This is a genomic window from Wenyingzhuangia sp., assembly GCF_039768515.1.
In the GTDB taxonomy this organism is placed as follows: domain Bacteria; phylum Bacteroidota; class Bacteroidia; order Flavobacteriales; family Flavobacteriaceae; genus Wenyingzhuangia.
On record NZ_JBDNAI010000033.1, the window covers coordinates 1 to 5,201 of the forward strand.

Here is a 5,201-nt window from a genome sequence, read left to right on the forward strand (position 1 = left end):
CCCCAATGTTATCGTTGGGGAGCTTGTGCCTAAGTCTGTGTTAAGTCGACTCAGTTGAGGTCCTATTTTGAAAGACCATTTTGAATAATTTCGATCTAATTGAGGACCTCTGTTATATTGTTGTATGAGTAACTCACCCCCTTGAGCGAATCCCCGAAAGGGAGTACTAAGAGTCAAGAATACCACAAACAAAAATAAAAACCTCTTCACCTAATATGCCTAGCTATTCTTTTAAAACGAAAGAAACTTAAAAATATTGATTGAAGCGTTTCAAGGAGACTCAGTTTGGGATAATCCAGCGATCCTTTTCAGTATCGATATGGCCCCCCATTTTTTCAATCACTACACGATCTACTATAGAGATTCCCATATTTGCCATGTTTTCAAAAGTATCAATCCCATTATTGGGAAATCCCTTTCGGGTACGGTGTATATTAAATTTTGAGGATAAAGGCCTTCCAAATGTTTTTTCAACCTCTTTTTTCCCCATCATAAACCCGAGTAGCCCACTCCATGTAGCGGTAGGATTATCTGAATCCCATCCTGCTAAAACACCAATTTTAATGGTCTCTTTTAAATCACCCTCACCATAGAGAAGGCTAATCATACTTGCCCCAAAATTTATTCCTGCTGCAAAACAACCGTGACAACTTTTGTCTAGTGTTGCCCACTGGTAACCGTCTTCTTGACGAATTTGATATTTTTCATGCAATGCGTCACGAGTTTGTTCCCAGGGAATCTGTTGCTGATAGTAGGACAAGACAAAATCATACATCTTAGCAGCATAGGAAGACGCTGGAAGGTGTTTTCTGGCCTCTTGAGCCATCCACATGGTTTTATCTTTCAGACGGCTGTGAGGACTTTTTTTGGACGCTAAGGCATACATGATTATATTAAATTCTGCTATCCAAGCAGCATTTTCTCTTGCCGTAGTTCGTACGGCTAAAGACCCTAATTCTAGCGCTATTTTTGGCTTTGTTGGTGCAAAAAAACCAAAGATTTCGGTAGTTAACTGGGCATCAATCATCTCATAATACGGATTTCTTTTTGGATCGCTTGTTTCTGGGGGGAGTATACCCTCATTCATGAGGTCAAAAGCTCTTTGATTGGAAACCCATAAAAAATTCTCTTCTTCTTTATGAATGTGATTGATCCAAGCTTCTCGTATTTGAGATCCACTGAGATCTAAGTTGTTACTGTGGTAGAGTAAATCTTGATAGATGTATTCGATATCGGTGTCGTCATCGGCTCCCCAAATACTGTCTTTTTCAGCAAATAAAAACCCGATGGTTTCACTGTAATTATTTGATCCCCAAAGGTTGGGTTGGTCTGGTTTTCCCCAGTCTTCTCGGGTATAGAATCCCTCTCCCTTACCCTCCACAGGAATGCCAATTTTATCCATTTCGGTGATTAACCCGGTCCAATTTCCTATACATTGTGCTAACCAAAACCCTTCAAGTTGATCTTTATAAATTTTGCGATCTATTGTTGTATTGTTCATGGGGACACGAGTACACTGAATAAAAATAAAGATCAAACCCCAGAAACGTAAATATTTAAATAGTGATGGCATTGCGATTATTTGGATTTACAATTAGGGAATGATTTGCGTTCGAATACGTTTTTGTTGAGCATCGAAAAACTCGATTTTTTTCGTTTCAGGGGAAACCCAAAATTGATTCGTCCCCTGAGATTGAAAAGTATTGGAGTCCTGCTTCGTTCTCTTTTGAACGGTTTGGTTTCCCAAATATATCAGGCAATTTGTTTCTCCAGTTTCCCATGAAATCATTAGAGGCCTCTTTTCAAAATTCGGTTTAAAAACTTTTAGACTATCGTTGTTTTGAGAGGCAATAAAATAGGGTTCTTTCTGTATATTCATTTGAACCAAGCTTTTCCCGTCACCGGCTACAATAAAATGGGTTGTCTCTAAATTTTGAGCAGTAAAGGCTTTATTTTGGGTGTTGTATAAAACGATGCCCTGATGTGCATCGATTCGTCCTTGATTGACTTCTACTCCATAGTCGTTACCAACCATCAGTATATCTTCATAACCATCTTGATTGAGATCAAAAGTGGATATTCCATAAACTGGAGCCCACTGAACTTCATCGGGAAGCGCGTGGAGCTTAAAGGTATCGTTGCCCAGGTTTTCAACCCACGAACTTTCCATCCAGGTATTTTTTTTAACTAGTGCATTTGTCAGGTTCTGATTTTCAAAAATTTGAGATGCGGTAGCTTGTCCATAGGCACTGTAGGAGTTAAAAAACTTTCTCAGGGCTCGAAATTGCTTAATCACATCTTCCCAGGGGTGATATAAATAATTGCGCTTTACTTTTAGACTGTCTTTTACATAAAAGGAGATAAAGGGATCAACACTTCCGTTTTGGTCAAAATCTTTTGCGAGGATGGTCATCGGCATATCAGGCTGTGCTTTATAAAAGGTGTTTTTACCGAAATTTCCAACGATATAATCCAAATCACCGTCGTTGTCCAAATCTGAAGGAGCAATACTTTTCCACCAACCTGAAGCCCATTCAATTCCAGTCTGTTCCATTTGAACAAGGTTGCCTTTTTGGTTTTTAAAGAATAAAATAGGCATCCAATCTCCTGTTACGATGAGGTCTTGCCAACCATCATTATTAAAATCGGTCCATAGGGCATCGGTAACCAAACCTAAAGCGTTTTCTCCGGTACTCAATTTATCAGATGCATCTGTAAAGACAATTTCTGTTGAGGTGCTTTTATTTTCTAAAAGATAGGAGCGACTCGCCACAGGATACTGTCCAGGTACTCCGCGATTCCCAATAAATAGGTCAAGGTCTCCATCACCATCAAAATCACCTGGCTTAACACAGGAACTGTTTTCTCCACTATTGGGGAGGCTTATAGCTGCTTGGGTAAAGTTTCCTTTGCCATCATTTATCCATAGCGTATCGTCATAAGCAAATGAATTCGGGGAAAATTGCCCAGAACCATGTGCAAAATAAATATCCAAATCTCCGTCGTTTTCAACATCGAATAACGCAAGAGCAACATCTTCTTCTAAATCCCGCTCTTGACTTTTAAAGGAGTGTATGTTTTTGGTGAAGGTGCCCTCTTTTCTTTGATAAAAAAGAGTTTGTTTTTTCCCACGGCTTCCACCGATCAGCAAATCTTCCAGACCGTCACCATTCAGATCGCCTACAGCAAGAGCGGGTCCATTCTGAGATAGTTTATAAGGGATCGTTATTTGCAGATTAAAATCTATAAAGTCTTCATCTACATCTTGGTAGGTAATTCCAAGTGCAGCATTCACGGGTCTAAACAGGGGTTTGTTTTCTTTTTCAACTGGGGGTTTTAAAAGATCGTTTTGATATTTTAAATTGTGTATTTGATTTACCTCAAGCCCTGTCCATTTTTGAATTGAACCATCAAGCCATTTGACTTCCACAGAATCAAGTTGAGTTTTATTTCCTAAACCAAAGTGAATTGTAGATTCAGGTTGGGAAAGATACCCCCTACTCGAAAGCATGATTTTAGTTTGGATTTCATTCCCGCTATAGATTCTGATCTCGCTACCAAAGGGCTGGAGATTAGGCTCTTCTGCAATAAGATTAAAACGAATGTAATTATGTTGGCCGTTCTCGTTAGAGAGAGTATTTTCAAGTAGGATTGCCGTATCGTTAATGTTATTGAGAAGGAGGTCAAGGTCACCGTCGTTATCTAAGTCGCCATATGCTGCACCATTGGTATAGGAGGAAAAGTCGATTCCCCATTCCTCAGAAGCATCTTCAAAATTTAGATTACCGGAGTTTTTATAGGCAAAATTTGCCACTTTAATCTGAGGGATCGCTTCAAGAATTTGTTCTCTACTCACTAGTCGATTCGCAGTTACTCTAAAATCACCGAAATCTTTATCAATAATGTCTTTGGGAAAACCATTTGCAATAAACAAATCACTCCATCCATTGTTGTCAAAGTCGGCAAAAAGACTAGCCCAGCTCCAATCCGTTTCTGAAACACCAACACGCATACCTATTTCACTGTATAATGGGAACCCTGAATTGGGATCGTTCCCACGATTAAGTTGTAAGACATTTCTTGGATATTGGTATTCGTAATTGTATCTACGGGTTAAAATTTCTTTGGTATAACTGGTTCCTTTTTGAAAAAGCTTTTTCCTTTTGTTGTAGTAGGGTTGCATTTCTGAAATAAAGAGATCGAGTTTTCCGTCATTATTTACATCCCCTAAATCACTTCCCATGGAGCTTAAACTATAATGTTTAAACATGGAATGGGCTTCATTTTTAAAAGTTTTGTCTCCTTGGTTTAGGTAAACAATATCATTACTCAGAAAATCGTTAGCGACGTACAAATCAAGCCATCCGTCCTGATTGAAATCGTGAACCAATGTGCTGTGACTAAATCCGTGTAAATTGATATTTGCAGATTTTGAAATGTCCTCAAAATAAGGATGTCCGAATTCATTCGGTCCTTTGTTTTCATATAGTTTATCTACACTTAAAATGGCAGTTTCACTCTGTAGATTTTGAAATACATTAGGATCAATATTTTCTATTCGATTCACGCCTATAAACACGTCGAGATCTCCGTCCTTATCGAAATCAAAAAATTGAGCATGGGAGGAGTAGCTGTTGTCATTGAGTCCATATGCCTCTCCTTGCTCGATGAACGTTGGGATACCCTTGTCATTTACACCTTGATTGATGTAGAGCAGATTGTTTCTCAAGGAATCTGTCGTTCTTAGGGTATTGCAGATATAAATATCTAACCAGCCGTCTTTATTGACATCAACCAAATTCACTCCAGAAGACCAGATTAAGGGATCCTTTTTTTGAATTCCAGCTCTTGTGCTTTCGTTTGAAAACTGGAAATTTCCTCGGTTAAGATAGAGTTGGTTATCTGCTTGATTAGCTGTAAAAAAGACATCGAGTAATCCATCGTTGTTGAGGTCGCCTAAGGCCACACCTGCACCGTTGTAAAAGAATTCATTATCTAAAATACTCAAGGAATCATTTTCGATTAGGGTATTGTTGAATGTAATTCTTGATTGCTCAGGGCTAATGAATTTAAACAACTTCTGATTTTTTGTATTGCACGAACTCACACAAAACGACAGACAGATCAAAAGGAGTATACTTCGCATAGGTATTCAGGTAGAGAGCATAAAATTAATGCAATAGAACGGAACAAAAAAAAAA

General features: G+C 38.6%; 2 protein-coding genes. Both read right to left on the reverse strand.

The window, feature by feature from the left end; all coding sequences use genetic code 11:
- Window positions 1–280: 280 nt before the first annotated feature.
- Window positions 281–1,501 (reverse strand): ADP-ribosylglycohydrolase family protein, encoded by a 1,221-nt coding sequence (locus tag ABF281_RS02140; RefSeq protein WP_347180054.1) that lies wholly within the window; start codon window positions 1,499–1,501, stop codon window positions 281–283.
- A gap of 93 nt (window positions 1,502–1,594) precedes the next feature.
- Complete coding sequence (locus tag ABF281_RS02145) at window positions 1,595–5,077, reverse strand: FG-GAP-like repeat-containing protein (RefSeq protein ID WP_347180055.1); 3,483 nt, start codon at window positions 5,075–5,077, stop codon at window positions 1,595–1,597.
- Window positions 5,078–5,201: the final 124 nt, after the last annotated feature.

Bases quoted from the DNA above. Each gene is read 5' to 3' on its own strand.
- ABF281_RS02140 (WP_347180054.1), bottom strand. From the start codon at position 1,501: ATGAACAATACAACAATAGATCGCAAAATTTATAAAGATCAACTTGAA.